Origin of the sequence: Mesorhizobium sp. M7A.F.Ca.CA.002.04.1.1, from assembly GCF_004022805.1 — a bacterium.
Lineage (GTDB): Bacteria > Pseudomonadota > Alphaproteobacteria > Rhizobiales > Rhizobiaceae > Mesorhizobium > Mesorhizobium ciceri.
In genome coordinates this window covers 1-1258 of the sequence record NZ_RZPL01001072.1, presented here as the reverse complement: position 1 = coordinate 1258, position 1258 = coordinate 1, and the positions used below count along the sequence as shown (strand labels likewise).

At 61.0% G+C, this 1258-nt stretch carries 1 protein-coding gene and 1 pseudogene; one reads left to right on the top strand and one right to left on the bottom strand.

From position 1 onward, the window contains the following. A partial coding sequence (locus tag ENZ75_RS34820; RefSeq protein ID WP_245481344.1) for a hypothetical protein occupies positions 1-529 on the top strand: 529 nt, incomplete at its 5' end. Between the two features lie 248 nt (positions 530-777). Here ENZ75_RS34820 and ENZ75_RS32200 read toward each other — a convergent pair. Further along, a pseudogene (locus ENZ75_RS32200) lies at positions 778-1258 on the bottom strand (IS5/IS1182 family transposase); the annotation flags it as partial.

Here is a 1258-nt window from a genome sequence, read left to right as displayed (position 1 = left end):
GGCTTTGGAGGAGAGGGTCATTCCCGGTGATGCTTCTCTCGAGCCGGCCTACATTGCAGCTGCCAGGCGGTTGGTCGAGCGCGGAGCAGTCGCGATAACCGGGGACTGCGGGTTCAGTATCCGGTACCAGGCTGCAGTGGCCGCGTCTGTCGAAGTCCCGGTGGCCATGTCGAGCCTGCTACTGGCGCCCACGCTACTCCGGCAGCTTCCAGCTGACGCAAAGCTCGCCGTTGTGGCCGCAGACTCAAGACACTGCGGCAAAGAGCTGCTGGGCATAGATTCATCCGCAGAGGCAAGAGTAGTCATCGGCGGCATTGAAGGTGACGCGTGGCCGGCTGGTGTTGTTGAAATGGAGTCGGAGGTTGCAGCCTGTGTCGCGCGACTTGGCGCCGCACATCCGGGGATTGCCGCCCTCCTATTTGAATGTACATTGTTCCCGATGGTGACGTCAGCAATCCGTCGTAGGACAGGACTGCCCATCTATGACGCCGCGACCCTTTATCGGATGACATTCGCGTCCGTGGCTTGACCGCTTGGAGGCCACTATCCCAAAATATGAGCTCATGTCTGGTATGAGTTGCGGCTCGTTATTGTAACACACGTCCGCATCTTGTCGAATACTCTGTCGAGACTGGATCCTCGATTTCCGAGGTCAGGACGCGGTGCCTGAGATGCAGGTTGGATTTTTGGAACTCGTGCTGGTCGACCGTGATCCAGACGCTAAGCGGCGACCGACTTCGGCCGGAGTTGAAGCAGGGCGATCAAGGGCCACAAAAATCACTTCAGCCACCTGAGCAGGAGGGAGAAGTTGTATCCGGCGGCGGCCAGGACGGCGTTGAGGGCGTCGCCCTGCTGGCCGGCGAGGTAGTTGCGGCCCATGCGGTGTTCGTTCTTGATGTGGCCGATATGACGCTTGCCAGCGTGTGGCCGTCATAGGGATTGCCGGGCAGCGCTTTTGCATGCAGGGCGAACTGGCCGCCCTTGGAGCGCTTCAGCGTGGTGGCCACCGACACCTTCACACCGAACTCGTAGGGCATATGCGCCTTGCCCTTGCCAATGCATTCCACCTCGTGCGCGTGCAGGCTGTAGATCTTGCGGCCGCGCTGGCGCTGGCGTTGCTAGAGAACGGTGGCGGCCTGGTAGAACGGCCATTTGAAGAGCGCGTCCAGCCCCGCATCGCCGGCGATCTGGCGAGAAATGTCGCGAATGGTCCGGCCGAGATAGGTCTTGAGCCTGCGCAGCGCCTTGTTGGCCCGCT